Here is a 26,157-nt window from a genome sequence, read left to right on the forward strand (position 1 = left end):
GACAGGCGACATGCGGGACATACTGGGAGACATCCTGTATGTGGATTTGACGGAGCGGCGCAGCTGGCGGGAGCCCGTCACTCCCCAGCGGGTGCTCGATTTCCTGGGTGGGCGGGGGATCAACGCCAGCCTGTTGTGGGAGCTGCTGGAGCCCGGCACTGACCCCCTGGGGCCCGCCAATCCCCTCATCTTCGGGACCGGGCTGGTCACCGGTACAGAAGCACCCAGCTCGGGCCGGACGACGGTGGCCTGCCGGAGCCCGGCGACCGGCTGGTACTTGAAGACCAGCGGTGGCGGTCACTGGGGGGCCGAGTTGAAGTATTCAGGGTACGGCTACCTGGTGGTACTGGGCAGGGCGGAGGAGCCGGTTTACCTGTGGATCGACGATGGCCGGGTGGAAATCCGCGATGCCAGGCAGGTTTGGGGTAAGGACGTGCGGGAAACCGACCGGGCCATCAAGGCAGAGGTGGGGGACGAGGACATCCAGGTGGCCGCCATCGGGCCGGGCGGCGAACGCCTGGTGAGATTCGCCGGCATCATGTTCTCCGTGTACAACGCCGCCGCCCGGGGCGGGGCGGGAGCGGTCATGGGCTCCAAGAATCTGAAGGCGGTTGCCGTGCGCGGTCGAGGGGGAGTGCGTCCGGCGCAGCCGGCACGTTTCCACGAGCTCGCGCGCGCCTGCCATGAATCCCTCAGCGCGGATTCAGGCTTCGCCGGTCTGGGCAAGTACGGTACCTCGGGCAGCCTCAATGCCATCAACGAAGTGCGTGCCCTGGCCTCGTACAACTTCCGGCGCGGACACCTGGAAGACGTGTATCCCATCACGGGTCAGTACCTGGCCGAAGCGGGCTATCTCAGGCGGAGGGCGGCGTGCTTTGGCTGCATAATAGGTTGCCACCGTTACACTGAGATCAGCCGCGGCCGCTACGCCGGCACCTACACCGGAGGCCCGGAGTACGAAACCTTCTGCGCCCTGGGCTCGGGGTGCGGGCTGCTCGACACCGAGGCGGTGATCAAGGCCAACGAGCTGTGCAACCTGTACGGCCTCGACACCATTTCTTGCGGTTCGGTCATCCAGTGGGCTATGGAGTGCTACGAGAAGGGGCTCCTTTCGTCCGGGGACCTGGACGGCCTCGACCTGCACTGGGGTAACGGCGAGGCCGTGGTGGAAATGGTGCGCCGTATCGCGTGGCGCGAGGGGTTCGGTGACGTGCTGGCGGATGGGGTCAGGGCGGCAGCGGAGAAGGTGGGAGGCGACTCCTACAAGTGGGCCGTGCAGGCCAAAGGCCTCGAGCAGTCCCGGGTGGACACCAGGTCGGCGAAGTCGTACGCGCTTGCCTTCGCCGTCAACCCCCGGGGGCCAGATCACCTGCACACGGAGACTTTCGCTGAGTTCGGCCTCAGCCCGGAGGGGCGGGCTCTCATTGCCCGCATCACCGGGGACGAGAAGTACGCCAACTCGTACCTGGGGGAGAAGCGGGCCGAGATCGTCCGCTGGCACGAGGACTGCTATGCCGCCACCGATGCTCTCGGGTTCTGTGCCTTCACCAGCACGGCCCTGTATGGTGTAACCCCGCAGCTCATGGCCCAGGTATTCGCAGCGGCCACCGGCTACGAGATGAGCGAGGAGAGTCTGATGGAGGCAGGGCGCCGCATAGTGACTCTGGAGAAGTGCATCAACGTGCGGGAAGGCGCCACACGGGAGCACGACGTCCTGCCCTGGAGGATGATGCATGAGCGTTCTCCCGACCGATCCGACCCCGATGCCATCAATTCACCCGAGGAACTGGCCCGCATGCTGGACGAGTACTACACCCTGCACGGCTGGGACCTCGAGACCAGCTGGCCTCTGGAGAGCACGCTCAGGAAACTGCGGCTGGGCACGGTCGCGGATGAACTGGCCGCCATCGGCCGATTGGTGGCCCGTTAGACTGGGGTAGGCGTGTCAAGTGGTACGGATGTACGAGTTGAGCGGGGGTGGTGGAGTGTCGGTCTGGCACATTACCGCTGAAGACGTGGACGCGCTGTTGGAAGGCCTGGCCCTGTTTGGCACCGGCGGTGGGGGAAGCCCGGCCTGGGGACGGGCGATTATGGAACGGGACCTGGCCCGGGGTCGGCAGTACACCCTCATTCCGCCGGATGAGGTCCCGGATGAGGCGCTGGTGGTGAGCGGTGGTTACATGGGCTCGGTGAAGGTCCTGGACGCCATGGGCTTTGACGAGGTGGCGGAAGGCTGGGAAGCCCGGTTCGAACTGCGAGAAGCCCTGCGGGTGATGGAGGAGATCCTGGGCCGGCGGGTGGACTACGTGGTGCCCTTCGAACTGGGAGGCCTGAACACGCCGGTGGTCCTGAGCCTGGGGGCGCGCGCGGGGATACCCGTGGTGGACGGTGACGCCCTGGGTCGGGCGGCGCCGGAAACCCAGATGACGAGCTTCATCGGGCACGGCATCAGCCTTACCCCCATGCCCCTGGTGGATCGAGCCGGTAACACCGTGGTCGTGAAGGAAGCGGTTGACCCCGTCTACCCCGATGTGCTGGGAAGATGGGTCATCACCCAGGGCGGGGGAACCGGTGCCAACAATCACTATCCCATGTCAGGTCGGCAACTGAAGGCGGCGGTCATTCCCGGGACCATCTCTATGGCCCTGAACGCAGGGAGGGTCGTAAGGCGGGCACGTGAGCAGGGCCGGGACCCGGTGGCTGCCTTTGCCCGGTTCGCGGGGGGCACTGTGCTCTTTAGGGGGATGGTGGCCGAGGTTGCTGGCGAGGATCGGTTCGGGCACTACCTTACCTCGGTGACGGTACGGGGCGTGGGAGAAGATACCGGCGCCACCATGCGGCTGGTCATCAAGAACGAGACCATGGCTGCCTGGATCGACGACCAGCTGGCGGCGGTGTTGCCGGACCTCGTGTGCATGCTCGAACCCGAGACCGGGCGGGGCATCATGAGCGTGGACCTGCGCGCCGGGCTCCCCATGGCGGCGGTGGCCATACCGTGCCATCCCAGGCTGCGGGCGGCCCTGGCCACCCCGCAGGGGGCGGCGGCTTTCTCCGGAGCCAGGTACGGTTGCCCGGACATCCGGTATCAGCCCCTTGAGGAATTGCTGGCCCGACTGGGGAAGCCTTTGCCCGGCACGGCCGGATCGGGCCGGGAGGAGGGATAGGCGTGTCCCATGCCGCGATCCGGACCCGGCAGGATGCCGAAGACCTGGTACGCGGGTGTACCCTGCTGGGGACGGGGGGAGGAGGCGGACCGCAACGGGGGCTGGAGCTCCTGGTGGGAGCAGTGAGCCGGGCCGGCGCTGTCTCATGGGTGGACCCGGTGGTCATCCCCGATGATGCCTGGACCGTGTGCTTGTTTTACATGGGTTCCATTGCGCCCCCGGGCGAGGATGTGCCCCGGCGTCTCAAGGAGCTCAACATGGAGGTACGGGTGGAGAAGGAGCTGTGCCGGGCCTTCGCGGAGCTGGCTGCCTACGCCGGTGTGAGGCCCCAATACGTGGTGGCAGCCGAAATGGGGGGCCTGAACACAGCCGCTCCCATCGACGCCGCCGTGGAGCTGGGACTGCAGGTGGTGAACGGCGACTACGGCGGTCGCGCCATTCCCGAGATCACCCAGTCGTGCGTGGCCGTAACGGGACACGAGGTATGCCCCCTGGCCTTCTGTGACTACGCGGGCAGTGTCACCATCGTGAAGTCCGCTCCTTCGTACAAGATGGTGGAGCGCATCGGCAAACTGGTCAGCGCTGCCTCCTTTGGGCTGGTGGGGTCGGCCGGCTTCCTGCTCCGGGGGCGCGACATGAAACAGGCCGTGATCCCGGGAACCCTGCAGTTGGCGCTTGAGTTGGGGTGGACCATGCGCCAGGCCCGGGAACGGGGGCAGGACCCGGCCGCGGCCGCTGCTGGGTTCCTGGACGGCTGGTTGCTGTTCCGGGGTCGGGTCGCCCAAAAAGAGTGGGAGAACCGGGAAGGGTACATGTACGGCTGGTATCGTTTGGCCGGGAGTGGCGAATTCACGGGCCGGACGCTGAAGGTGTGGTTCAAGAACGAGAACCAGGTCACCTGGCTGGACGATGAACCTTACGTCACCAGCCCCGACCTGATTTGCTCCGTGCTGGAGCCCGAGGGAGAGCCCATCACCAACTCCGAGATCGCGGTCGGGCAGGAACTGGCCATCGTGGGAGCGCGAAGCCACCCCCGTTACCGATCGCCGGAGGGGCTGGCGGTTTTGGCGCCGCAACACTTCGGATTCGAGCTGCCATACGTGCCCATCGAAGAAGTGGTGGGTAGGCCCGGGTGGTCGACGTGATCACCGTAACGGTGAGGACCGGGGGTGGCATCGGCGGCCAGATGAGAGTGCAGCCCACCAGGATGCAGGTGGTGGAGGGAACCACCGTGGCCGGCCTCCTCGATCAGTTGAAGGAGGCCACGGGCCAGGACCTGACCCGCCCCTACATCCTGGTGGCTGTGAACGGGCGGCGCGTGAGTGAGGAGGAAAGCCGCACCTGGACTCTGAAGGACGGGGACGTGGTCTCCGTGGTGGCCGCCACCGCCGGTGGCTAGCTGCGTGGCGAATGGAAGGACCGCCAAGGGAGAACGGATGCAGCTCAAGCCTTGGCGTGGTGCAGGGAGGGAAGTCGTTGCCAGCTTATGACGTGGTGACGTGCGGGGAACCCATGGTGCTGTTCAGCGCGGGTAGTGCCGGCCCGCTGCGTCACGTGAGTTCGTTCAGGAAATACGCGGCCGGGGCGGAGCTCAATTTCAGTGTGGGATTGGCTCGCTTGGGCCTCCGGCCCGGATACATCACCCGGGTGGGGGACGACGAGTTCGGCCACTACATCCTGGCCTGCATGCGCATGGAGGGCCTTGATACCTCGCTGGTCAACGTCGATCCGGAGCGTCCCACGGGGGTGTACTTCAAAGAATACCGCGGCCTGGGGGACCCGCGTGTTTACTACTACCGTCGGGGTAGCGCGGCCAGTGCCCTCAGCCCGGAGGACGTGGATCCCGCCTGCTTAGAGGGAGCGAGGCTGGTTCACCTCACGGGTATCACCCCCGTCCTCAGTCCGCTGTGCCGGGATACGGCCATGTACCTGGTTGATCTGGCCAGGAGCCGGGGGGTGCCGCTGTCCTTCGACCCCAACGTGCGGCTCCGGTTGATTGAAAAACAGCGGGTCCGGGAGGTCATGATGCCCTTTGTGGCTGCGGCGGAACTGCTGCTCCTTAACGAGACCGAACTGGAATTACTTTTCGGCACCAGGGATGCGGTGACCGCCTCCCGGGAGGTCTTGGGTATGGGGCCGCAGGTGCTGGTGGTAAAGAGGGGCGCGCGGGGGGCGGTGGCCGTCAGCGCCCGGACGGGCCAGACGGTCGCAGCCGAGGCATTTTGCCCCTCCCGCTTCGTGGACCCCGTGGGTGCAGGGGATGGCTTCGACGCCGGTTTCGTGTTCGGGTACCTCAACGGCTGGGCCCTGGAGGACTGCTTACGCCTGGCCAACTACGTGGGGGCATGCGCCACCACGGTGATGGGGGATTACGAAGGGTACCCCTTCTTGCGGGAAGTCGAAGCCAGCGGTCTATTGCCCCGGGGCCGGGTGGTCTCGACGGGCAGTTAGGTGGTAGGGACAGGGGGAAGAGAGATGCCTTCGTTGTCGGAACTGGTGGTCGGCCTCAGACAATCCGGCATCAGGGAGATCATGAACCTGGCCATCGGGATGCCCGACGTGATACGGCTGGAGGTGGGGGAGCCGCTCTTTCCCACACCGCCCCACGTCGTGGAGGCGGCCAGCCGTGCTGCCCGAGAGGGTTACACGAAGTACACGGCCAATGCCGGACTGCTCACCCTGCGGGAGTTGATAGCCCGACGCCTGAACGAGGACTACGGTCTGGCCGTGACGGCCGACCATGTGGCGGTCACGGTGGGAGGGGTGGGTGCCGTATCGACGGCCGTGCGCGCCGTGGTCGATCCGGGCGACGAGGTGCTCATACCCGATCCCGGGTGGCCCAACTACGAAATGATTGTCCGCTGTGCGGGGGCCCAGGCGCGGCGTTACCCGCTGCTGCCGGAGAACGGGTTCCTTCCTGACCCAGCCCTCATCGATCGGCTGATCGGCGAGCGCACCCGGGCCCTGATCGTCAATTCGCCTTCCAACCCGCTGGGTACCGTCTTCGGGAAGGACCTGGTGCGCGAGCTGGTGGATCTGGCCCGGCGCCGGGACATCTTCCTGATATCGGACGAGGTGTACGAGAAGATCGTATTCGAGGGCAGGCACCACACCGCCCTGGCTTTCGATGGCGACGGCGTAGTCATCGCAGTGTTCAGCGCCTCCAAGACGTACGCCATGACGGGATGGAGGCTCGGGTACGCCATTGCCTCTCCACCGGTCATAGCGCAAATGTCGAAGCTCCAGGAGGCGTACGTCTCCTGTGCGCCCAGCGTGTCCCAGAAGGCAGCCGAGGCTGCTCTTTCGGGCCCTCAGGACTGCGTGGAAGAGATGAGGCGCGCGTACCGGGAGAACCGGGACCTGGCGGTGGCCACGCTGGACGAGTACGGTATTCGCTACCAGCGTCCGGCGGGGGCGTTTTACCTGTGGGTACACGTCGGGTGCGAGGATTCCCATGCCTTCGCCCGGGAACTGCTCCAGGCCCATCGGGTAGCCGTGGCGCCCGGCACCACCTTCGGGCCGTCGGGCCGGGAATTCGTGCGGGTGTCGCTGGCGGCCCGAGCCGCTGACATCCGGGAGGGACTGGTCCGGCTGGCACGGGTAGTGAAGGGATAGTGGCCGGGTGACGACCGGTGTAGGGGGGCAGCGCGGGACATCGAGGCGCAAAACGCCCTCTACCTTCCCCAGGCCAAGATATTCGCCCGCTGTTGCACACTGGGGCCTGCCCTGGTTCCCGCGTGGGAAGTTGACCTGTACGACCTGGAATTGCGCCGCCGCGTCATCAGGGAAGCCAGGGTGGTTTTCGAGGGGGCTACGTGGTGGAGATCGCGGCTCCCACCGTCGGGGTGCTCCGCAACCCCGTGATCCTCGTCTAGCACTCCGGGGAGGTGATCCGCCCTTTGGCTGCGCTGCAGGGTTTCTTCCCCATCCTCCCCACGGTTTTCCACGACGATGGCTCCGTGGACGAAGAAGGCGTCAGGGACGTGCTGGATTTCCTCGTGTGGGGAGGGGCTGACGGTGTCACCATCCTGGCGAATGCCAGCGAGGGCTTCGCTCTTTCCGATGAAGAGAAGGATAGGCTCACGCATGTCGTTATGGAGGGTGCGGCTGGGCGTCTCCCAGTGGTGGTGACCGTAAACCACTTCAGCACCTACGTGGCGGCGCGCCGGGCCACCCGGGCGGAGGCAGCCGGCGCCGCGGCCGTGATGGCACTTCCGCCGTTTTACGGCTGCCGGCCGGCAGACCTGCGCGCCGTTTATGAGTTCTACTTGAGGTTGTCTGAGGCAGTGAGTATCCCGATCATAGTCCAGGATGACCCGCTTCTGACGGGAGTCAACATGACCCCCGAGTTCCTTGCCTCCTTGGTGGCAGAGGCTCCCAACATCCGCTACATCAAGCTGGAGGCACCCCAGTCTCCCTACAAGATGTGCAGGATCAGGGAGTGCGCCGGGGACACGGTGGGGATATTCGGGGGTATGGGAGGAATCGTCTTTCTCGAGGAACTCGAGCGGGGTGCCTGTGGGACGATGCCTTCTGCTGCTCTGCTCGAGCTGGGTACGGTGTACCAAATGTGGGTGGCCGGCAGGCGGGAGGAGGCTCGCCGGTTGTACTATCGCAACTGTCTACCCTTCATTAACTTCGAGGTGCAGCTGGCCTTGCGCAACATCACGAAGGAGGTACTCTGCATGGCAGGGATTATCCGATCCGCCCACGTGCGTCACCCCTGCCCCGCCAGCTTTGACGACGTCACCCGCGAACAGTTGCGCCATTTGGTCGCCGAGCTGGACCTGCGCGTTTTTCAGTACCGCGACCACCGGGCGTGCCCGGGGGGCGCCTAGTACTGGTGTCGAGTTGAACCGACTGAGGAGGTGACCTGGCAGTGCTGAACATGAGCGCCGGCCAGACCATGATGTCCGCTTCCTGCCTGCGGCAGATGGCGGCGCAAATGGAGACCCCCATCTACTACCCCTGGTACTGGGATCTGGAACAAGAAGTGCGGGCCATGCTCAGAACCGTACTGGGGACGGAGGGAGACGTGCTGCTCCTGGCCGGCAGTGCCACTTTCGGGATCGAGGCCGGTATCCGCAGTACCATCCGGCCGGGCGGAAAAGTGGTGGTGATCAACGGAGGGGTTTTCGGGCAGGTCCTCGTCGACATAGTACGGGCCGTGGGATGCGTGCCGGTTGAGGTGCCCGTACCGTACGGAACCGCCCCCGACATGGACAGGGTGGCCCGGGCCCTGGACCAGCAGGGAGTGGAGGCCCTGGCCGCGGTGCATGCGGAGACGAGTACGGGGACGGCGTTCCCCATCGATCGGCTGGGGGCACTGGCCCGGGAGAAAGGTGTCTTGTTCCTGGTGGATGCGGTGTCGTCGGTGGGCGGAATGGAGTTCCACATGGATGCCTGGGGGGTGGATCTGTGCTTCACCAGCCCGCAAAAGTGCCTGAGCGGGCCGCAGGGGATCGCCATTGTGGCTGTCAGCGAGCGGGCCTGGCAGGCCGTGCGCCGGCGGGAGAGGCCGGTGGACTCCATCTGCCTCGACCTTGAGGTGTGGAAACGCTACCACGACGAGAAGGTGGACGCCATGAACCGGGCCTGGCGCCAGGGGGCCCGAGAACCCAGGCCGCATGGCAGAGCCGCCCACGAGCCCTCGCCGTCCGGCCCCCTGGTGCGGGGCCTGCACGGGGCCCTCCTTGACCTGCTGAAGGAGGGCTTGCCCAGCGTTCTCGGCCGTCACCGGGTGTGCGCCCGAGCCGTGCGGGAGGCGGTCAGGGCGGTGGGCCTCCGCACGGTGGCGGCGGAAGAAGTGGCCGCCCCCGTGGTGACCGTCTTCTACCTCCCGGAAGGGGTTTACGAGAAGGATTTCCGGGCTGCCATGCTGAGCCGCTGGGGTATAGCCATCGGCAACGGCGAGATCGGTGACGACAATGTGCGCGTGGGGACCATGGGGACGGCAGCCCAGCCGCAGTATGTGTTGGCCACCGTGACAGCGCTGGAGGATACGCTGCGGCGCTTCGGCCACCGCTTCTCTGCCGGGGCGGGAGTGCAGGCCGCGCTCGACGTCCTGGCGGCAGAAGGGTCCGTGCGCTGGCACGGGTCAGCAGTTTGACGCGCTGCTCCGGGGTGGCCTCGCGGTGCCCGCGGTTTGGGGCCACACCGGCCCTGGTGTATACTGATGTAGGCTGCACATCCGCCGGGTGGAAGGAAGCTGGCGGCAACCTGGAGGTGGTACGGGCTGGCGAGGTTTGATCCCCGGGCGCTGCGGGAGAGGCTTGAGCAGTGGCGGGCCTTCAACAGCTGGGAGCGGGAGTGGGGTGATCCTCCCGCGTCCACGGACGACCTGGTGACCTGGTATTCGCAGGCGTGGGAGCTTTCCCGCCGTTATTCGCCGGGCTGGTCTGTGGCGGGCGTAGATGAGGAGAAAGTGGCTCGCATCAAGAGGATGCGGCGCGCCTTTGCTCGCATGGGGGGTGTCGCCTGTGCACCTTGAGGAAGCGCTGGTGGGGGTGGTGAGCTTCCTCGAAGAGCACGGCATCCCGTACATGGTTATCGGGGGATTTGCCAACCTGTTTTGGGGCCGCTCGCGGGTGACCAGGGACGTTGATCTTACGATCAGCTGCCCGATGCAGCGTCTTGGGGCGGTACTGACGGAGTTGGGGCGGCGTTTTCGGCTCTTGCCCGCGGATCCGCTGGGCTTTGCCAGGCGCAACAGGGTGGTGCCCTTGCTGGTGGGGGAGGTGGTTCGCGTTGATCTCGTGTTGGCCGGGCTGCCGTATGAGGAAGAAGCCATTCGCCGCGCCCGGGTGGTGGAGGTGAGGGGTCGGGCAGTCAGGGTGTGTTCGCCTGAGGATCTCATCATCCACAAGATAATATCCGATCGTCCCCAAGACCGGGATGACGTGCGCGAGATCGTCCGGCGACAAGGGAACGCGCTAGATCGGGGTTACATGGACCCCATAGTACGGGAGTTGAGTCGGGCACTCGAGCGTCCTGACATCCTATCCTTTTACGAGGAATGTTTCAAGGAGATCGGGCAGCGTCGGCCTTAGCCGGGGCCATGAGAGGCGGAGGGGTTTCGCGGCAGCCATCCAAGCCGCGGGATGCCCGGGAGTGCGGCCCGGCGAGCCTCGCCCATTTCTTGGGGGAAATTCGCGGGCCCGGGGCGCGTATGATGGGAGAGGAGGCCGGAGGAGATGCGGCGCTCTCCCAGGACGACCCGGGCCAGGCGGGCACCGGAACCGCCCCGGGTGATGGTGGAGGTCGTGCCCGTCGAGGAGGCGGGCAGAGATCCCCTGCGCACTGCCTACCGCTTGCTCGCCCGCAAGTTAGTGGCGGAACAGGGTGACGGCCAGTGCGCGTTGCGGTCTACCTCCGAGTGAGCACGGAAGAACAGGCGCAGCGCGGGTACAGTTTGGCCGAGCAAGAGGCCGCCTGCCGGCGCCGCGCCGAGGAGTTGGGTGCCACCGAGGTCCTGATCTTCTCGGACCCCGGCGTATCGGGGGAGCTTCTGGATAACCGCCCGGGTCTGGCGGCCCTCAGGGAAGCGGTGCGCGCGGGGCGGGTGGAATGCGTGGTGGTCCGCGATGCGGACCGCCTTTCCCGTAAGCTGGCTCACCAACTCCTGCTGGTGGAGGAATTCGAGCGGCAGGGCGTCCGGTTGGAGCTCCTGGACTTCGCCTGGAAGGATACGCCGGAAGGTCGGCTGTTTTACGCCGTGCGCGGCGCCATCGCCGAGTATGAAAAGGAGAAGATCCGGGAGCGGAGCATGCGCGGCCGGTTGCAGAAGGCCCGCCAGGGAAGGATTCCCGCCCTGTTTGACACCTACGGTTATCGTTATGATCCCGCCACCGGCCGGGTGGAAGTGATCGAGCACGAAGCCCAGGTGGTCAGGGATGTTTTCCGGTGGTTCGTGGAGGAGGATCTGTCCATCTGGGGGGTGGCCCAGCGTTTGAACTCCCGCGGCCTGCCCACCCGGCGGGGGGCCAGGGCCTGGCACGAGGCGGTGGTGCGCCGGATGCTGGCCAATCCGGCGTATGTGGGGGTGTGGTACTACAACCGCCGCGACTGCACGGGCAGGAGTCTGAACCGTCACCTGCCCCGGGAGGCGCGAGTTGGGTTGCGGAGTAAGCCTCCCTGCGAGTGGATCGCCGTGCCCGTACCGGCCATCGTCGACCCCTGGCTGTGGGAGGGGGCCCGGGAGAAGTTGGAACGGGCCCGGCGGCTGTGGTGCGGCAGTCCCAGGACCCGTTCCCTCCTCTCCGGGTTGCTGGCCTGTGCGGATTGCGGTAAGCCCATGCACGGGGCGTGGATGCACGCGGACGGCGGCCAGGTGCGCGCGTACACCTGCTACCAGCGCCACGCCGGGGTGAGGGCAGGCTGCCAGCCCTGTAAGAAAGTGCGGGCCGATGTGGTGGACCAGGCGGTGTGGACGCGGGTGGCGGCCTGCCTCCGCGACACCGACGCGCTGGCCAGGGAGATGAAGGACCTGGCCGGGGGAGACGAGGAGGCCGCCGAACTGGTGGCGGCGAGAGAGGCACTGGAGCGGGTGGGGCGGGCGAGGGCCAACGTGCTGGAGGCTCTGGCGGCTGGACTCCTCGACTACGACGCCCGAACCAGGGCCAGGCTGGAGGAGCTCAAAGCACGCCACGGGGCCCTCGCTGAGCGGGTGTGCGAACTGGAGCGGGCGACGAGGCGCCGGGCGACCGCCGCCCGACATCTGGCCGAGTGGCGGGCACTTGCCTCCCGCGTGCTGGCGTGCCTGGACCAGCTGCCGCAGGATGAGAAGCGGGGGGTGATCCGCGCCCTGGTGAGGAAGGTGGAGGTCGTCGGGCGCGGCCCGGAACTGGCCCTGCGCATTTACCTGCCCGCCACGGTAGTGTGGGCGACCGCCCTGAGCTGCCCGCCACGGTAGTGTCGACCGCCGCCCGGCAGGGCTGGCGCGGGAGCATCGACAGCCGATTCGTCCGACTTCGTGGTTATCCCCGAAGCGGCCCCCGGCATGCGTGCCCGGGCTACCTTCCGGGTGGAATTTGCCAGTGGCGACGTGGGTACCGGCGATCCCATCTCGGTGCAAAAGGTGATCGTGATCACCGCCGTGGTCCTGGAGACCAGGGAGATCCGGGTGGTCACCAACGTTACTCTGGCCCCGGCCGCGGCAGAATGCATCGGGACCGTGACCGGCTCTGGGGTCAACGTGCGGGCCGGTCCGGGGACCGAATACGCCATACTCACGCAGTTGGAGATCAGTACCCAGGTCACGGTGATAGGTGTGGAGGACGGCTGGGCCCGTGTGAGGCTGGCCGACGGGCGGGAGGGTTTCATCTCCACCCGCTTTGTGGAAGCACCGTGCATCCCCAAAGGATGACGGGCCGTGTACTGGCCTGCCCGGCACCTGAAGGGGGTGGTGAGCACGCCACCCCCTTTGTCATGCTCCCGGGCGCTGAGCCGATGGCAAGAAATGCCCCGGGATGACCAGGACTGTTCCTCAAGAATTGCTCAAAGTGGCGGCTCATGAATGCAGCCTGAGGAGGCACGGCGATGGTTGGCTGGTAGCCAGCCCCATCCGGCGGTCCTCTTCTGCGTGGCAGGGACTGGCTGCCTGTGTGGGGCGAATGTCGTTCAGAGGCCGTCATAGCGCTAATATGGGGGCTCATGCCGGTTCCTGGTGGGTTTGCCCCCCTTACCCACGAGAGGTAAGATCTACTCCACCAGCGCGAAGGGGGATGTTAGATCATGGGCCGGTACAAGGCCAAGAGGTTCCGGGTACTCATGCGCGCGAGCCCGACTCTTGTCGTGGCAGCCTTGCTGGTTGTGTCCTGCACTTGGCCGGTGACAGCGGGTCCCTTCTTTTCCGCCCGTACGCCGGGGTGCTACTCGCCTGCCTCGTGGGCGGACGTATCCCGGCACGTTACATATGCCGGGCGGGCCGTCCCGGTACCGCAACTGCCGGCGCAAGCCGGGTTGCGGCCGCAACCCGCGCCCCAGCCCGCGCCGCAGCCGCAACCCGCGCCCCAGCCAGCGCCGCAGCCGCAACCCGCGCCCCAGCCCGCGCCGCCGGCGCAGCGGGCGCCTCAGCCTGCCCCTCAGCCGGTGCCACTTCCGCAGCTTGCACCGGAGTCAGCGCCTGAGCCTGCTTCCCAGCCGCGCGATGCTGGCAGCCTGCTGACCGCTGACGAGCAACACATGCTCGACCTGATCAACATGGAGCGGGCACGAGTCGGTCTTCCCGCCCTGCAGGTTGATCCCACGCTGGTAAGGCTGGCGCGGCTCAAGTCGGAGGACATGGTGGCGAAAGGGTACTTCGGGCACATTTCTCCGACATACGGTTCGCCGTTTGCCATGATGGAAGGGGCCGGGGTGAAGTACCGGTATGCCGCCGAGAATCTGGCGGGCGCGCCGGCCGTGGATATCGCCCATCGGGCCCTGATGGCGAGCCCGGGCCACCGGGCCAACATCCTCAGCCCCCATTTGACCCACGCGGGTATCGGGATCGCGCGGGGCGGCCCGTACGGGTACATGTACACCCAAATGTTCATCGGCCGCTAGGCTGCTCAAGGCCACTAACCTGCCAGGAGGACTGGGACGGCACCCGCCCTGGGGCGGTGCCGTCCCAGTCAGCCGTCTGGCCTGCCCATGAGGGCGCCCGGCCTGCTCAGCTTCGCTCAGGGCCGGGCCTCACCCCGACCGGGTCCACGTGCCCACGCCGGGGGAGCCTGGGTTCCGCCCTGGGCCAGGGCTTGCTCGGCCATCTGGATCATGCTGCGCACCATCTGACCGCCCACGGCGCCGCACTGGCGAGCGGGAATGTCACCCCAGTAGTCGTCGGGCGGAGGCTTGACGCCTATTTGCGACGCCACCTGGTACTTGAAGTCGTCCAGGGCTCTTTGTGCTTCACGGACCAGGGCGCGGTTAGTTTTCTGACCGCGTGCCATGTGCTCACCTCCATTGACTAGGGTGCCGAGGGGGTGAGCACCTCATACCGAAACCGACGGCCGATGGTCAGGCGGGAAGCAAGATGCTCGATACGAGCAGGGCTATCGTTAGGGCGATGAGGATGGAGGCGGCCGCCCAAGACACCGCGTTGGCCAGGCGCGTGTTGGCATACCTGCCCATGAGGCGACGGTCGGAGGCGAGTTTCAACATGAGGATGAGGATCAGGGGAAGCAGGATGCCGTTTACGGTCTGGGCTAGGAGCATGGTGTGCACCAGATCGAGCCCAGGCGCCAGGACCGCCCCAGCCCCCAGGATGAGGAGGACGGTGTAGAGTCCGATGAACACGGGTGCCTGGGAAAAACGGCGCCCCACCGTGGACTCCCAACCGAATGCTTCCGCGACGGCGTGGGCGGTGGACAGGGGTACCACCGAGGCTCCCATGGCAGAGGCGTTGAGCAGCCCCACGGCAAATAGCAGGGCTGCGTACCTTCCTGCCACCGGTCCCAGGGCTGCGGCGGCTTCCGCGGCCGTCTCGATCAGAATGCCGCGGGGATGCAGCAGCACGGCGCAGCTCACGATGATGAAAAACGACACGGTGTCGGTCATCAGCGCTCCCAGGTAGGTGTCCAGGCGCGCGTATCCCACCTGGCCCGCCGTCAATCCCTTGTCGGAAACCAGGGCCTGCTGGTAAAAGGGCATCCAGGGAGTGATGGTGGTTCCGATGGTCGCGATGAGGATGATGAGGAAGCCCGGGTCCGGGTGCAGCCGTGGTACCACCAGAGCCTGCAGGACCGCGTCCCAGTTCGGGCGAGCCAGGACCCCAGAAACGACATAAGTCACGTACACGAAGGAGAGGGCCAGGAAAACCCTCTCGATCGCCCGGTAGGACCCGCGTGACACCAGCAGCCACACCAGAAAAGCCACGGCCGGTACGGAAACGTACCGGCTGATCCCCAGGATTTCAGAAGCGGCAGCTACCCCCGCGAAATTGGAAACAGTTACGGCGAAGTTGCCCATGAAGAGGAGCGAGAGGGCCACAACGCTGGTGCGCAGGCCGAACCGTTCCCGCACCAGGGTGGCCAGGCCTTTGCCGGTGACGGCACCCATGCGGGCGGAAGTCTCCTGTACCATGGCCAGCAGTACGGTGACGGGGATGAGCACCCATAGGAGGTCCAGCCCGTACCGTGCTCCTGCCACGGAGTAGGTGGTGAGTCCTCCGGCATCATTGTCCACGTTGCCGGTGATGATTCCCGGACCCATGACCGCCAGGAACACCAGGATCTTGCGCCAGGTTGTGCGTCCACGCACCCCGTCACCTCCTTGTGAAGACCTGCCTTTTCCATCCGCCCCGCTCCAGAGCCACGTCCATCACGTCGTCGATGGTGATTATCCCCTTGAGGCGGTTGTCGGCGTCCACCACCGGCAGAGCCAGGAAGTCGTAGCGGGCCATGACGTCCACCACCGTCTCCTGGTCGGCGTCCACGGGCACGCTGATCACCTGCGGGGTCATGATTTCCACCAGGCGCCTGTCTGGCGAGGCCACGATCAAATCGCGGAGAGATAGCACTCCCACCAGATGGCCTTCGGGGTCCACAACGTACAGGTAGTAAATGGTTTCTGCGTCGGGGGCCAGGCGCCGGAGCAGGGTGATGGTATCCTCTGCGGTCAGGTTCTGATCCAGGGCGATGTACTCGGTGGTCATGAGGCCGCCGGCGGTCGTCTCGGGGTAGTGTAGCAGTTCGTCTACATCCCGCCGCTCTTCTTCCTGCATGGACTCCAGGTAAGCGCGGGCGCTTTCCTGGGGGAGATCCCCCAGCACGTCGGCGGCGTCGTCGGGAGACATTTCTTCCAGGATGTCGGAAGCCCGCTCAGCACCCAGCACCTCCAGCAGGGCCTTTCGCGTAGCGGGGTCATCCACCTCTGCCAGAGCTTCCGCTGCTGCGGCGGTGTCCATGGTCTGGAATAGGGCTACGACCCGCTCCCGGTCCAGTTCGTCGATGATGTCCGCCAGGTCGGCGGGGGGCAGTCGCCTCAGTTTGTCCCAGGGAACGGCCAGCTTGAGTGGATCTCCCGGCCGCCCGAGGGGTTCTATGAGGCTCCAGGGGAGAATGCGGGGATGCTGCCACGCCCGCACCAGCACGGACCCGACCCGGGCCAGCCCTGGTCCTCCCAGGCGGCGGAGAAATCCGGAGGGGCCGATATCCACGCCCATGATGCGGAACGTGCCTTCTGCCCACCGTAACTGGATATCGTTGACCCGGATCACCTTTCGCCCGCGCAGGTCGATGACCTGCTGGTCCATGACGTCCTCTCCCAGCAGTATGTACTCGGGCTTCTCCTGATACAGCCTCATCGACCTGGCAGGGCGGGGGACAACCAGGCGAGCAGCGTAGAGCAGTTCCCCCGCTGCAATCCAGAAGGATCCGCCTTCTCTGCCCCGCACGACGTAACCGTGCACCAGGCCCGACTCATCTCCCTGCAAGGCAACCAGGTCCCGCAGTCGCCCCAGGTTCTGTCCCTCGGGCCCCCGCACCTGTTGGCCCAGCAACTGACTCAGGAACACCAGGCCGCCCGGTCGCAACTCTTACTCCCACCCGGTTGGATCGGCTATTCCCCGCCCCGTGGCTCAGCTTTGGGCCGGGTTTCCCGGTGGGAGAGTAGCACCGCCACACCGCGCTGTCAAGCAGTTCCTGCGCGCAGTTCCTGCGCGCCTGTTCCTGCGCGCCGCACACACACCGGGGGAGAAAGGAGCGCGGGAGTCCGCACGCCCGCACAGGCAGATTGCTTTCAAGCGGCTACTTCGTTATGAGGTCCTCCGACCGCTCCACAGGTTCCGTCAGGTCCAGGTGGCCCAGGGTGTCCAGGCGCTCGCCGTCCACCAGGAACACGACTGCCTTGATGCCCTCGAGTTCGGTGAGCGAGTTGACGATCGAGTACACCGTCATCATTTCCCCGGCACTACCACCCCAGTGTTTCGATTGAAACTCCTTGTTGAAGTTGACGAAGGCTACACCCTTTTCCACCTTGACCGAGGAAAGGAGCCGCGCTTCCCGCGGGATGGTGATGCCAAGCCCGGGTGCGGTCGGGCCTTTGATCAGCTCCTGGATCACCAGGTCGGGAAGGGATACGTTGCCCTGGTGAACCTCCCGTACCTCCGGCACGAGGTGCTGGGCCTGGGAGTCGGCAAAGTACAGGGTCAGTCTGACCGTCCGGTCCGCGGGCGGCGCCGGGCTAACTTTGGGTATCTCCGCTGGCTTCCCGGCTCGCGCACGCAGCAGCGTGCACCCGGGGAGTGCGGCCACAGAAGCCACGAGCATTGCTACCAGTATTGCACCTGCGATTTTGCGGCGCATTTGCTCACCTCCGAGACCTAAGATACCATGTATTCTTTGCCTGCCGGCGACGATTTGTTGCGAAGTCATTAAGCTTGTGCCAAGAATTCGAGAGAAGAAGTTAGGCCCTCTTGCCGGGCCAGCGGGGCTACGGCGTCCGCCGCCTCCCGGGCCACGGATACCAGGTCGGTGGGGGTGAAATGCAGGCGGCCTCCCGTTTCCAAGCGGTTATCGAGCCGGGCGAGCTCCAGCAAGTCCTCCGTCAGGCGCTGCATGCGTTCTGCCTGAGCCACGATCTCGGTGGCCATGTCGCGGTACGTTTCCGGGGGAGGTCGCGGCCATGCGCCAGTGGTTCGGCCGGGGCCCGCAGGGCGGCCAGGGGCGTGCGCAGTTCGTGGGAAGCGTCGGCCACAAAGGCTCTGCGGGTGCGATTAAGACGCTCCAGGTCTTCTGCCATCCGATCAAAGGCCTGCCCCAGTTGAGCGACTTCGTCCCGCCCCCGCAGAGCCGCCCGGTGACTCCAACGGCCCCGGGCCAACTCACCGGCGGCCCGACGCAGGACGGGCAGAGGACGCGTGATCAGGCAGGCGAGAAAGAAGCTGGCCCATGTTCCCACCAGGATTGCTGCTGCCGTGATCAGCGCCAGATGAAGCGACATCTGGGATCACCAGGTCGGGGGCCTGCTCCAGAGCCATGCGCAGCCCCTCGAGGCCGTCCCCGGCGGAGATCACGCGGTACCCTGCCTGCTTCAGGCTGAGGGACAATCCCTTGACAAGCGGGTCTTCATCTTCCACTATGAGAACCAGTTCGTTCACAGGTACAGGCTTAACACTGACTGCGCCCTGCCGCAACCGCTCAGCGTCACCCTCCCCAGCGCCACACCCCCCCTCAGCGTCACACGCTGCCAGCTCGACGTCGGCGTACACCTCCCTGGCCGGTTCTGTCCTTGGGGTATCCTGTAGCCCTGGGTGGTGTGTTTTTCGGCAGGCACGGAAGAAACCCGTGCCGAAAATCCGTGCACGCTGCCTCAGCCCTGGCGCGAAATTGTAGAAGGTCCCCTGAGGTGTGAGACTCCGCTGAATTGTGGTTGTCATTAGTGTGAGGCTGGCGGCCGGATTTGGCCGGGGGAAGGGAGGAGTGCGGACGGGTGGAGAGGGGGTGTGTCCAGTTTTTCGGCATGCCCGCGCGGGGGCATTGCCGAATTTTCCAGCCGGGGTGCCTCCCCGGGCGGAGTTCTTGCCTCCTGCCAGGATCTTGCTGATTTCCGGGATGCCCGGGCCGACTGCCCTGAGCAAAGCGCTCGGTTCCAGCTACAAGACGTCGTCCTTCTGTCGCGCGCGTGTCTGCGTGCTGGCCAAATGCGGGCAGTTGTGGTAGAATAGCGGCGTACGAAGGCTTGGGGCGTGGGCGGTTAGCTCAGCGGAAGAGCACGCGCCTTACAAGCGCGGGGTCACAGGTTCGATTCCTGTACCGCCCACCACTTGAAAAACCGGTGTGCTCATGCTATCATCGTAAGGCGCGGAGGCGTGGTGTAGCTGGTTTAACACACCTGCCTGTCACGCAGGAGATCGCGGGTTCGAATCCCGTCGCTTCCGCCATCTTTTGTGGCGCGGTAGCTCAGCTGGTAGAGCAACGGACTGAAAATCCGTGGGTCGCCGGTTCAACTCCGGCCTGCGCCACCACCAAAGTCAACTGCCGCAAAGGTTTGGGCCCCTGGGAACTGGAACCAGGGGCCTCACTTATCGATTATCGTTACGTAGTGCGTGTGAAGTCTCTGCTGGGCAGGGGCATGTGGCCTGACCCGTAGCTGGCAGCGCCTAACCGCTCCCGCCAGGTGCCCGGGCTTGTGCAGCCTCATGGTCCCCGGACTGCCGGTTGCGTTTCGTGTGTGCCGCGGTGACCGGGGCGACCGGCTCAATCTTTCCTCGGTGGTTCAGGAATCAGTTCGCGACCCGTGGTCAAATGAGGACCAGACCTGTCCATTGCACGGTGTCGGAAACGGGGAAGGAAAGCTTGATGCCCGCTCGGAGCGCCGTGCGCACGACGTCGATCCCTAGCGCCTCCGCGGACGGGCGCGGCTGGAAAGGTCGGGGGCACATCTTTCCGCTGCGCTGCCCCACGCAGGTCGCGCACAGCCGGCAGTGGCCTCCGGCCAGCCCGCAGGCCAGGGGGAACCCCAACTCCACGGCGCGCGCCTCGAGGGATGCCACCAGGCCGTGCAGCTCGAGGGCCAGGTGGTCTGCCTGTTTCAAGCGGTCCTCGTGACTGCCGCTCAATCGGCCCGAGACAACCACCACTACTGCCGCACGGTAGCGGCGCAGGATCTCCTTGAACTCCGCAGGGGAAGGGACCGCGGGCGGGCAAACCAGGTTGTGTCCGTAGTGGGGACAGAGAGGGACCTGGCACTTGAGGCGCACGCGCGGATCGACGACCACCCTGCGCGCGGAGATCACGCGGGAGGACAGGGCACCGCGCGAGAGGGCCAGTCCGACAAGTTCTCGTGTCACAGCACGCGAGTCCATGCTCAAGGAGTGGCGGCAAGCAGTCGGGAGTGCCAGGTGGGATCGAGGGGCTGGCAGGCCTTCATCACCGGTTCTGTTTCGCCGGAAGGCACCCGGGTCCCTGCCGCCGCGCGCCTCTGATACTTGGTATTGGTCACGCCGGGAAGTAGCGGGGATCGATTGAAGCGCAGCCAGTTGCGTTTGCAGCGACTGCTCGCTTGAGGTGGGAGCAGGAGCAGGAACTCCCGTGTCTTGCGGCGAAATTGCTTTTAGAGCAACGACGTTGCTTCGGCAACAACAGGAGGATGACTGAGTGGGGGAGGCCGCCAAGGTCGGAAGTGTGACCCGGGTGCTGGAACTGCTGCAACTGGTCGGTTCCGCAGACCGGCCGCGGGGAGTTACGGAGCTGGCCAGGGGGCTGGGCGTGCACAAGAGCGTAGTTTCGCGTCTTTGCCAGGCGCTGAAGCAGCGGGGTTTTCTGGAGGTTGACCCTGATACGGGCAAGTACGTGCTGGGCTTGAAGATTCTGGAACTGGCCGGACGGGTACGTGAGTCGATCACGGTTCGGAACGTCGCGCTTCCCGTGATGACCGACCTCACCGCCCGCACGGGAGAGGCCAGCTTCCTGAACGTATTGCGGGAAAATGCGTGCGTCTGCGTGGAGAAGGTCGAGTCGCCACAGGTAGTACGCGTCACGTACGAGGTGGGCCGGCATGCGCCCCTTACGGCAGGTGCTCCTGCCAAGCTTCTCCTGGCATATGCGGGAGACGCCTTTGTGGAGAGGGTGTTGCGCGAGGGGTTGCCTCGGTTCACCCCGCACACCGTCACCGACCCCGAAGTCTTCAAGAAGCAACTCGAAGGGATAAAGGAGCAGGGATGGGCTTTCTCGGTCGGAGAGCTGACCCCCGACGTAGCAGCTCTCGCAGCGCCCGTATGGGATCGCCCGGGACGAGTCTGTGCTGCCCTTTGCATAGCCGGACCCGCCTACCGTTTCACTCCCGAGGTCCTTCCGGGGTGGCGTAGCGAGGTCGTGGCTGCCGCCCGGAGGGTGAGCGACGTGTTATGCGGTAATGTTGCCGAGTTGGCCGGGGGATATCGGTCTTCGGGAGCATGAGAGGCCTTATCTGGGCCTGCAATGCAATCGGCGCTTGAGGGGGGTGGCAGGCGTTAGGAGTTGGGTCGTCTGGTAGACGAGGTGGGTCGCATGCGGTGAAGGACGGGCGAAAGTACGACGAGGAGACGGTGGCGCCTTTCGTGATTAGGCGGCGGTACGGGCCGAGCGGGAGGGCGCGGACGCCGTCGTAATATATTGCTTCGGCAACCCCGCCCTGGAAGGCGTCCGGGAAGCAGTATCGGTCCCCGTGGTCGGTTTGGGTGAGGCGGCCGAGGTGGCGGCGATGCCCCTGGGTGACCGGTTCGGGATCATCTCGACCCTGTCCGAGGCAGTCCCTCGCCACTACCGCAAGGCCCGGCTCCTGGGCACCGATGGCAAGTTGGCCCCCGTTGTCCCGCTGGGTCTGAAGGTCATGGAACTGGGGGAGCACGGGAGGGTTTTCGAGGCGGCCGTGGTGGCTGGGCGCGAGTTGCTGGCCAGGGGAGCTCAGGTTGTTGTGCTGGGATGCGGTTCCCTGCTGGGGGTGGCGGACGAGTTGAGGAAGGAGCTGGGAGTGCCCGTGGTTATTCCGGCGGTGGCGGCCATAAAACTGGCGGAGGCCTACGTGAGGATGGGGGCCGCCCACAGCAGGCTGGCGTACCCGCGGCCGCCGGATAAGCTGAGGAAGTGAAGCCGCATTCGGTGTGCGAGGAGGGAGCGAACGGTGGAGATCGACATAGAAGCAATCCGACCTGGCGTGCTGGGCATGCTGCGGGTTAACATGGGACTTGGGCCGGGCGAGAGACTCTTGGTGGTCACCGACGTGCCGACTCCGGCCCAGTGGGCGGAGTGGCCGCTTCCCCAGTTGCAGGAAGTATGCCGGCGGTCTTTTCTGGCTCGTCTGGTCGCCCGGATAGCACAGGAAGAGTACCGGAGTTGCCGGGTGGATTTCTTCGCGTACCCCGCCACCGGGCGTTCTGGAATGGAGCCCGGGGCGGAAACGGCTGCCCGGCTGCGGGAAGCCCAGGTAGTGGTGGCGATCACCTCGTTTTCGCTGTCGCATACGGAGGCTCGAGAAGGAGCCTGCCGGGCGGGAGCGCGCGTGGCCAGCATGCCCAGGTTCCAACCCGAGATGTTCTACCCCGGTGGCGCCATGGCGGTAGATTACCGGCGCGTGGCGGAGGAAACCGCCCGCATAGCGGCGTTTCTCACCGCGGCGCAGACCGCCACCGTCCGCTCGCCGGCCGGCACCGACATTACCTTCAGCCTGGAGGGTCGGGAGGGTCGGGCCGACGACGGCCTGTACACCCGGCCGGGAGCCTGGGGCAATCTTCCGGCCGGGGAGGCGTACACCGCGCCGGTGGAAGGTAGCGGGCGCGGCGTGCTGGTGGTGCAGGCGGGCTGGCATCCTGGCCTCGATCACGATATGCGTCTTGTGTTCGAGGACGGGGAAGTGGCGGCGGTGGAGGGCGGCGGGGAGGTAGGCGAGCGCCTGCGCAACCTCCTGGCGATTGGACGCGCACCGGCCCCTGAGGAGCGTGCCCGCCGAAACCTGGCCGAACTGGGCATAGGCACGAATCCTAACGCCCGCCGTACTGATGTCACCCTGGAGGCAGAGAAGATCAGGGGTACCGTCCACCTGGCGATAGGAGACAGCTCCCACATGGGCGGCAGGACGGTGGCGGACCTTCATACTGACTTTGTCATTCCGCGTGCCACGCTGCTCCTTGACGGTCGGCCGGTCATGCAAGACGGCACCTGGCTGGTGCAATAGAGAAGGGAGTGGTCGTAAGTGGAACTGGCCCTGGGAACGGAGCCCACCAATCGTTACCTGTCGTTCGAAGTGGCGCGGGCTGCTCGCAAGCTGGTAGAGGAGGTCATGCTGGTCAAGCCGGGTGAGAACGTCCTGGTGACCGTTGACACCGCGGGAGACCGCCGGGTGGCGGAGGCAGTGGCTGAGGCTGCCTATGCGGCGGGGGCGGTTCCCACCCTGGTGGTGTACCACACCAGTCCCACTGCTGTGGTAGAACCTCCGGCACCTGTGGCCGGTGCAGCAGCCCGTGCCCAGGTGTGGATCGAGCTGGCGGTGGCGTACGTCCTGCATACGGATGCGTACCGTAATGCCCGGCGGCAGGGTGCCGCTATATTTGCCTTGCGGGCATGGACGTGGACATGCTGGTACGCTGCGTGGGACGCGTGGACTACCCGGCCATGCTGGCGCTGGGGGAAACTCTTCGCCGCCTGGTTGCCAGCGCCGACGAGGTCCGGGTAACCAGTCCGGCGGGTACCGACTTGATCGGGTATAACCGCGGTCGCAGGGTGCGGCACTCCGGGAAACTCGCCGACACCCCGGGCGAGCCCATCATGCTGGGCGGGCAGATATCGTGGTGCCCGGTGGAGGATACCATCGAGGGAAAGCTGGTATTCGACGGCGCTCTGTGGCCTCCCATGGAGCTGGGGAAGCTCTCCTCACCGGTGGAGCTTACCGTCAGTCGAGGCGTGGTCACCGACATCCGGGGGGGAGCCGAGGCCCAGGTGTTCAAGCGCTGGCTGGAGTCGTTCGGTGACCCGAACATGTACCGCCTCGCCCACTACTCGCTGGGTTTCAACCCAGGTGTGACGCGGCCCACCGGGCGGATCGTCGAGGACGAGCGGGTCTTCGGGTGTATAGAAATGGGTATCGGCGCCCAGGGGGCGCAGATCGGGGGACTGACCTGGAAAGCAGCGTCCCACACCGATGGGATCGTGCTTTCGCCGTCGATTTACCTGGACGGCCAGCCGCTTGAGGTGGAGGGCCGCTACGTACACCCCGAGGTGGTGGAAGCGTGCCGCCGTCTGGGGGTACCGGGCTACTGATGTCCTGTGTGCGATAACGCGGGCTGCGCGGGAAAGGCGGTAGACAACGTTATGGCCACGGTCGTTTACGTCATGCCGGTCGACGCGCCGGCGGAGCGGCAGCAGAGGGTGAGAGATTACCTGGAATCTCTCGCGCATGCCGGGACCTCTGTTCGCGTGGTCGCGTTTCCGGGTGGTCCTTCTGACCTGGAGTATCACTGCCGGGAACACCGGGCGGTGACCTGGATGCTCGAGCAGTTGCCCGAAGTCGTCTCGGGTGCCCACGCGGTATGCGTAGGATGCTTCTACGATCCGGGTATACGAGAGTTGCGCGAAACGCTGGATGTGCCGGTTATAGGCATAGCCGAAGCCTCGTTCCAGGTGGCGAGCGCGGTGGCGCATAATTTCTCCGTGCTGGTGGGACGGCGTAAGTGGATCCCGAAGATGTCCGATAACGCCCTCCTCTACGGCTTTGCTCACCGCATCTCGTCATGGCGGGTGGTGGAGGTATCGGTCGCCGAGTTGCACGCCCACCCCGATAGCGCGTACTCCGCCGTCCTGGAGGCTGCTCGCCGGGCAGTGGAAGATGACCGCGCCGAAGCACTGGTGTTGGGGTGTGCGGCCATGGAAGGCATGGCTGCCCGGTTGCAGGATGCGCTGGGTGTACCTGTCATCGATCCCGTGGTCGCGGGTTTCAAGGTGGCGGAGATGCTCGGGCACCTGTATGAGAAGGTCCGCCTGGGGACCAGCAAGGTGGGGGACTATACTTGTCCTCAGCAGCACACGATAGCGCAGCGCGCCGGCGCGCGATGCGGCAAGGCAGGTGGTATTTACGCAAGTACTTGAGGCGATCCGCCAGCGGCGCAGCGTACGGAGCTTCAAGCCGGAGCCACTGACCCGGGAGCAGCTCGAGACTATCCTGGAGGCTGCGGTGTGGGCTCCATCTGGAGGCAACCGCCAGGCCTGGCGCTTTGTGGTGGTGACGGACCCGCGCCGCATAGGGGCCGTGAGGGCGTTGTCGCCGGGGATGCCGGGTATTCCGACTGCCGTGGTCGTGGCGTGCAGTGATCTGGGGCTATCGTCCGGGGGCGCGGGCAAACCGGAGGGGGAAGCCGTTGTTCTGTGCGATGTTTCCATGGCGTGCCAGAACATGATGCTTGCCGCGTGGTCGCTGGGTATCGGCTCCTGCGTCATCAGGTCATTCAGCCAGCTGGGAGTCGCCCGGTTACTGGGGTTGCCCGAAGGGATCAGGCCGGAATTGCTGGTGGCGCTGGGATATCCCGCCCGTATCCCGCCGGCGCCCCCTCGCCGGCCGATGGAGGAAGTGGTTCACTGGGAGACCATCGGGGGGCATGGGAACCATGGCGGTTGAACAAAGAGAAAAGGCCCGGGACATGCTGTTCCACTACCTGTGCTACCTGGCGACCAGTGCGTCCGGTCTGGTTCACGAGCCGCCCATTTACGGCCCCTACCGCCTGGTGGATGCTGCGGAGCGCCTCATTTCCGTGATGGGCGAACTGGGGCTGAGCGACGGATTCCTGGATGAGGTGGGCCGTTTCATCGCCCAGGAGAAGGAAACCATGATGACTGACGAGGGCCGTTTTGTCGCGTTTCTGGACGAACTGGTCGAGAAGCTTGCCGGTCGTCTGCGCGATTCACTGAGCCAGGGCGGCCCGTGCACTTGACGGTGATTGGCCGGGGGTATAGAATTAACTGTGCGGGCACGCGATCCGCAGGTGCGTTGACCAGCTTGACAACGGGGTTTGCGAGCGGAAGTAGCTCAGTGGTAGAGCATCGCCTTGCCAAGGCGAGGGCCGCGGGTTCGAATCCCGTCTTCCGCTCCAGAGTTTTAGGGCGACGTAGCCAAGTGGCAAGGCAGGGGTCTGCAAAACCCCGATTCCCCGGTTCGAATCCGGGCGTCGCCTCCAGGGTGGGCGGTTAGCTCAGAGGGAGAGCACCGATCTGACGCGTCGGGGGTCACAGGTTCGATCCCTGTACCGCCCACCACCAGGAGATGGGGCCGGCGGTTGCGTCGGCCTTTTCATTTCTGTGGGAGCTCGCGGCCGGGCAAGCGGTGGGTCTCAAAGTGGTCGCCCGGGAGTGGTTTTTCCAGCGATTGGGTAGCCGACCCGCGCAGGCCGCGTCAAGGGGAAAACCGACGCAGGATGGGACCGGCACGGGAAGATATGGCCGGCATTTGTGCCGGCTGCTCTTAGTATTGGGAAAATAGCCGAGTATACAGGTCGGGGGCCGATTGCATAATATCGTGGCGCCGGGCGAGATGCTCTGAGACAGTCAGG

The 26,157-nt window shown here is 65.7% G+C and carries 27 protein-coding genes, 6 tRNA genes and 2 pseudogenes; 27 read left to right on the plus strand and 8 right to left on the minus strand.

Features of this window, described 5'->3' with window-relative positions:
- Window positions 1–10 precede the first annotated feature (10 nt).
- From AB1446_06450 to AB1446_06510, 13 genes are all read left to right on the plus strand, one after another.
- The gene (locus AB1446_06450) at window positions 11–1,930 is read left to right on the plus strand and encodes an aldehyde ferredoxin oxidoreductase family protein (protein ID MEW6546545.1); all 1,920 of its coding nucleotides are present in this window, start codon (window positions 11–13) and stop codon (window positions 1,928–1,930) included.
- Window positions 1,931–1,985: 55 nt separating this feature from the next.
- Window positions 1,986–3,164 carry a DUF917 domain-containing protein gene (locus AB1446_06455; GenBank protein ID MEW6546546.1) on the plus strand — a complete coding sequence of 393 codons (1,179 nt, stop codon included), beginning with the start codon at window positions 1,986–1,988 and terminating at the stop codon, window positions 3,162–3,164.
- 2 nt (window positions 3,165–3,166) lie between these two features.
- Window positions 3,167–4,309: a DUF917 domain-containing protein gene (locus tag AB1446_06460; protein MEW6546547.1), complete on the plus strand. Its 1,143-nt coding sequence runs from the start codon at window positions 3,167–3,169 to the stop codon at window positions 4,307–4,309.
- Window positions 4,297–4,563, plus strand: coding sequence for a MoaD/ThiS family protein (locus tag AB1446_06465; protein MEW6546548.1), 267 nt, complete (start codon window positions 4,297–4,299; stop codon window positions 4,561–4,563). The genes AB1446_06460 and AB1446_06465 overlap by 13 nt, the downstream gene beginning before the upstream one ends.
- A gap of 77 nt (window positions 4,564–4,640) precedes the next feature.
- A complete protein-coding gene (locus AB1446_06470; GenBank protein MEW6546549.1) occupies window positions 4,641–5,615 on the plus strand; it encodes a sugar kinase in 975 nt (324 codons plus the stop codon).
- Between the two features lie 24 nt (window positions 5,616–5,639).
- Window positions 5,640–6,779 (plus strand): pyridoxal phosphate-dependent aminotransferase, encoded by a 1,140-nt coding sequence (locus AB1446_06475; GenBank protein MEW6546550.1) that lies wholly within the window; start codon window positions 5,640–5,642, stop codon window positions 6,777–6,779.
- Between the two features lie 284 nt (window positions 6,780–7,063).
- The gene (locus AB1446_06480) at window positions 7,064–8,002 is read left to right on the plus strand and encodes a dihydrodipicolinate synthase family protein (protein MEW6546551.1); all 939 of its coding nucleotides are present in this window, start codon (window positions 7,064–7,066) and stop codon (window positions 8,000–8,002) included.
- 50 nt (window positions 8,003–8,052) lie between these two features.
- Entirely contained in the window at window positions 8,053–9,273 is a 1,221-nt protein-coding gene (locus AB1446_06485) for an alanine--glyoxylate aminotransferase family protein (protein MEW6546552.1), read from the plus strand.
- A 370-nt stretch (window positions 9,274–9,643) separates the two neighbouring features.
- A complete protein-coding gene (locus tag AB1446_06490; GenBank protein ID MEW6546553.1) occupies window positions 9,644–10,213 on the plus strand; it encodes a nucleotidyltransferase in 570 nt (189 codons plus the stop codon).
- A 144-nt stretch (window positions 10,214–10,357) separates the two neighbouring features.
- A complete protein-coding gene (locus AB1446_06495; GenBank protein MEW6546554.1) occupies window positions 10,358–10,543 on the plus strand; it encodes a hypothetical protein in 186 nt (61 codons plus the stop codon).
- Window positions 10,516–12,075: a recombinase family protein gene (locus AB1446_06500; protein MEW6546555.1), complete on the plus strand. Its 1,560-nt coding sequence runs from the start codon at window positions 10,516–10,518 to the stop codon at window positions 12,073–12,075. The genes AB1446_06495 and AB1446_06500 overlap by 28 nt, the downstream gene beginning before the upstream one ends.
- 87 nt (window positions 12,076–12,162) lie before the next feature.
- Window positions 12,163–12,528 carry an SH3 domain-containing protein gene (locus tag AB1446_06505; protein ID MEW6546556.1) on the plus strand — a complete coding sequence of 122 codons (366 nt, stop codon included), beginning with the start codon at window positions 12,163–12,165 and terminating at the stop codon, window positions 12,526–12,528.
- A gap of 818 nt (window positions 12,529–13,346) precedes the next feature.
- Window positions 13,347–13,709, plus strand: coding sequence for a CAP domain-containing protein (locus AB1446_06510; protein ID MEW6546557.1), 363 nt, complete (start codon window positions 13,347–13,349; stop codon window positions 13,707–13,709).
- A gap of 116 nt (window positions 13,710–13,825) precedes the next feature.
- Here AB1446_06510 and AB1446_06515 read toward each other — a convergent pair whose 3' ends face one another.
- The 7 genes and pseudogenes from AB1446_06515 to AB1446_06545 all read right to left on the minus strand — a co-directional run bounded on the left by AB1446_06515 (window position 13,826) and on the right by AB1446_06545 (window position 18,243).
- On the minus strand, window positions 13,826–14,095 hold the full coding sequence (locus tag AB1446_06515; GenBank protein MEW6546558.1) for an alpha/beta-type small acid-soluble spore protein: 270 nt from the start codon (window positions 14,093–14,095) through the stop codon (window positions 13,826–13,828).
- A 67-nt stretch (window positions 14,096–14,162) separates the two neighbouring features.
- Window positions 14,163–15,404 (minus strand): Nramp family divalent metal transporter, encoded by a 1,242-nt coding sequence (locus tag AB1446_06520; protein MEW6546559.1) that lies wholly within the window; start codon window positions 15,402–15,404, stop codon window positions 14,163–14,165.
- 4 nt (window positions 15,405–15,408) lie between these two features.
- Window positions 15,409–16,677 (minus strand): CBS domain-containing protein, encoded by a 1,269-nt coding sequence (locus AB1446_06525; protein MEW6546560.1) that lies wholly within the window; start codon window positions 16,675–16,677, stop codon window positions 15,409–15,411.
- A 214-nt stretch (window positions 16,678–16,891) separates the two neighbouring features.
- Window positions 16,892–17,449 (minus strand): GerMN domain-containing protein, encoded by a 558-nt coding sequence (locus tag AB1446_06530; protein MEW6546561.1) that lies wholly within the window; start codon window positions 17,447–17,449, stop codon window positions 16,892–16,894.
- Window positions 17,450–17,517: 68 nt separating this feature from the next.
- Window positions 17,518–17,748: pseudogene (locus AB1446_06535) on the minus strand (hypothetical protein).
- Window positions 17,691–18,086 (minus strand): HAMP domain-containing protein, encoded by a 396-nt coding sequence (locus tag AB1446_06540; protein MEW6546562.1) that lies wholly within the window; start codon window positions 18,084–18,086, stop codon window positions 17,691–17,693. The pseudogene AB1446_06535 and the gene AB1446_06540 overlap by 58 nt, the downstream one beginning before the upstream one ends.
- Window positions 17,968–18,243, minus strand: coding sequence for a response regulator (locus AB1446_06545; GenBank protein ID MEW6546563.1), 276 nt, complete (start codon window positions 18,241–18,243; stop codon window positions 17,968–17,970). Before AB1446_06545 ends, AB1446_06540 begins: the two co-directional genes overlap by 119 nt.
- 590 nt (window positions 18,244–18,833) lie before the next feature.
- Between AB1446_06545 and AB1446_06550 the strand changes: the two genes are divergently transcribed.
- The 3 genes from AB1446_06550 (at window position 18,834) to AB1446_06560 (ending at window position 19,110) form a co-directional block, all read left to right on the plus strand.
- Window positions 18,834–18,908, plus strand: a tRNA-Val gene (locus AB1446_06550).
- Between the two features lie 40 nt (window positions 18,909–18,948).
- Window positions 18,949–19,026, plus strand: a tRNA-Asp gene (locus tag AB1446_06555).
- Window positions 19,027–19,034: 8 nt separating this feature from the next.
- Window positions 19,035–19,110, plus strand: a tRNA-Phe gene (locus AB1446_06560).
- Window positions 19,111–19,386: 276 nt separating this feature from the next.
- Here AB1446_06560 and AB1446_06565 read toward each other — a convergent pair.
- A complete protein-coding gene (locus tag AB1446_06565) occupies window positions 19,387–19,935 on the minus strand; it encodes a DUF2284 domain-containing protein (GenBank protein ID MEW6546564.1) in 549 nt (182 codons plus the stop codon).
- A 307-nt stretch (window positions 19,936–20,242) separates the two neighbouring features.
- On the opposite strand from AB1446_06565, the gene AB1446_06570 reads away from it, so the two are divergent.
- The 11 genes and pseudogenes from AB1446_06570 to AB1446_06620 all read left to right on the plus strand — a co-directional run bounded on the left by AB1446_06570 (window position 20,243) and on the right by AB1446_06620 (window position 25,864).
- A complete protein-coding gene (locus AB1446_06570) occupies window positions 20,243–21,043 on the plus strand; it encodes an IclR family transcriptional regulator (GenBank protein MEW6546565.1) in 801 nt (266 codons plus the stop codon).
- 166 nt (window positions 21,044–21,209) lie between these two features.
- Window positions 21,210–21,713: pseudogene (locus tag AB1446_06575) on the plus strand (aspartate/glutamate racemase family protein).
- A gap of 33 nt (window positions 21,714–21,746) precedes the next feature.
- Entirely contained in the window at window positions 21,747–22,796 is a 1,050-nt protein-coding gene (locus AB1446_06580) for an aminopeptidase (GenBank protein ID MEW6546566.1), read from the plus strand.
- Between the two features lie 18 nt (window positions 22,797–22,814).
- On the plus strand, window positions 22,815–23,294 hold the full coding sequence (locus tag AB1446_06585) for a hypothetical protein (GenBank protein MEW6546567.1): 480 nt from the start codon (window positions 22,815–22,817) through the stop codon (window positions 23,292–23,294).
- Entirely contained in the window at window positions 23,189–23,878 is a 690-nt protein-coding gene (locus AB1446_06590; GenBank protein MEW6546568.1) for a hypothetical protein, read from the plus strand. The genes AB1446_06585 and AB1446_06590 overlap by 106 nt, the downstream gene beginning before the upstream one ends.
- Before the next feature lie 51 nt (window positions 23,879–23,929).
- Window positions 23,930–24,703 carry an aspartate/glutamate racemase family protein gene (locus AB1446_06595; GenBank protein ID MEW6546569.1) on the plus strand — a complete coding sequence of 258 codons (774 nt, stop codon included), beginning with the start codon at window positions 23,930–23,932 and terminating at the stop codon, window positions 24,701–24,703.
- The gene (locus tag AB1446_06600) at window positions 24,681–25,229 is read left to right on the plus strand and encodes a nitroreductase family protein (protein MEW6546570.1); all 549 of its coding nucleotides are present in this window, start codon (window positions 24,681–24,683) and stop codon (window positions 25,227–25,229) included. The genes AB1446_06595 and AB1446_06600 overlap by 23 nt, the downstream gene beginning before the upstream one ends.
- Window positions 25,219–25,542: a DUF6092 family protein gene (locus AB1446_06605; protein ID MEW6546571.1), complete on the plus strand. Its 324-nt coding sequence runs from the start codon at window positions 25,219–25,221 to the stop codon at window positions 25,540–25,542. The genes AB1446_06600 and AB1446_06605 overlap by 11 nt, the downstream gene beginning before the upstream one ends.
- Before the next feature lie 84 nt (window positions 25,543–25,626).
- Window positions 25,627–25,701: transfer RNA gene (locus AB1446_06610), tRNA-Gly, on the plus strand.
- A gap of 9 nt (window positions 25,702–25,710) precedes the next feature.
- Window positions 25,711–25,785 (plus strand) — tRNA-Cys (locus AB1446_06615).
- Window positions 25,786–25,789: 4 nt separating this feature from the next.
- Window positions 25,790–25,864: transfer RNA gene (locus AB1446_06620), tRNA-Val, on the plus strand.
- The last annotated feature ends 293 nt before the right edge of the window (window positions 25,865–26,157 follow it).

Source organism: Bacillota bacterium, from assembly GCA_040757085.1.
GTDB lineage: Bacteria > Bacillota > Sulfobacillia > JACIYH01 > JACIYH01 > JACIYH01.

Excerpts from the sequence above, each read along its gene's own strand:
- AB1446_06530 (MEW6546561.1), bottom strand. The coding sequence starts at position 17,449 with ATGCGCCGCAAAATCGCAGGTGCAATACTGGTAGCAATGCTCGTGGCT.
- AB1446_06505 (MEW6546556.1), top strand. The coding sequence starts at position 12,163 with ATGCGTGCCCGGGCTACCTTCCGGGTGGAATTTGCCAGTGGCGACGTG.
- AB1446_06515 (MEW6546558.1), bottom strand. The coding sequence starts at position 14,095 with ATGGCACGCGGTCAGAAAACTAACCGCGCCCTGGTCCGTGAAGCACAA.
- AB1446_06450 (MEW6546545.1), top strand. The coding sequence starts at position 11 with ATGCGGGACATACTGGGAGACATCCTGTATGTGGATTTGACGGAGCGG.
- AB1446_06485 (MEW6546552.1), top strand. The coding sequence starts at position 8,053 with ATGAGCGCCGGCCAGACCATGATGTCCGCTTCCTGCCTGCGGCAGATG.
- AB1446_06510 (MEW6546557.1), top strand. The coding sequence starts at position 13,347 with ATGCTCGACCTGATCAACATGGAGCGGGCACGAGTCGGTCTTCCCGCC.
- AB1446_06595 (MEW6546569.1), top strand. The coding sequence starts at position 23,930 with ATGGCCACGGTCGTTTACGTCATGCCGGTCGACGCGCCGGCGGAGCGG.
- AB1446_06475 (MEW6546550.1), top strand. The coding sequence starts at position 5,640 with ATGCCTTCGTTGTCGGAACTGGTGGTCGGCCTCAGACAATCCGGCATC.
- AB1446_06495 (MEW6546554.1), top strand. The coding sequence starts at position 10,358 with ATGCGGCGCTCTCCCAGGACGACCCGGGCCAGGCGGGCACCGGAACCG.
- AB1446_06540 (MEW6546562.1), bottom strand. The coding sequence starts at position 18,086 with ATGTCGCTTCATCTGGCGCTGATCACGGCAGCAGCAATCCTGGTGGGA.
- AB1446_06605 (MEW6546571.1), top strand. The coding sequence starts at position 25,219 with ATGGCGGTTGAACAAAGAGAAAAGGCCCGGGACATGCTGTTCCACTAC.